Source organism: Lactobacillus nasalidis (assembly GCF_016587775.1).
Lineage (GTDB): Bacteria > Bacillota > Bacilli > Lactobacillales > Lactobacillaceae > Lactobacillus > Lactobacillus nasalidis.
In genome coordinates this window covers 1-548 of sequence record NZ_BOCG01000389.1, presented here as the reverse complement: position 1 = coordinate 548, position 548 = coordinate 1, and the positions used below count along the sequence as shown (strand labels likewise).

Annotated in this window: 1 protein-coding gene; it reads left to right on the top strand. The window is 46.5% G+C overall.

Annotation, left to right across the window (positions count from 1 at the left end; genetic code table 11):
* Nucleotides 1-548 (top strand): mucin-binding protein (locus lacNas_RS07105; RefSeq protein WP_201331115.1); only part of this gene is annotated, 548 nt, incomplete at both ends.

The following is a 548-nucleotide window of genomic DNA, read 5'->3' as shown; positions in this document are numbered from 1 at the left end:
GAAGTAACTCCAACTTTCGATGGTGACAAGTCATCCACGGTAACTGTTGTTTACACCGCTAATACTCAAAAGGCCCTGGTAAACTACGTTGATGAAGATGGCAACAACGCCGTTATCGCAACGTCAGGTGATCTGACCGGTTCATCCAAGAGTACAATTGCTTACAGCACCGCTGACACGATCAAGCAGCTTGAAGAAGCTGGCTACGTCTTCGTATCAAGCGACTACCCAGAATCACCAGTATTTGACACTGATGACGCTGCGGATCAAGTCTACACTGTAGTACTGAAGCATGGTACGGCAGATGTGAGTCGTGACCAAAAGGTAACTCAAACTGTTGTCTACGAAGTTCCAGAAGGTTTCGAAGCACCGGCATCAGTAGAAGAGACTTTGTCCTTCACCCAAACTGGTACTCAAGACTTGGTAACCAAGGAAACAACTTGGAACCCAGTTGACTCACAGAGTTTGAAGACTGTCACTAGTCCAACGATCGCTGGCCTAACCCCAGATCAAACTGAAGTTGCATCATCAGAAGTAACTCCAACTTT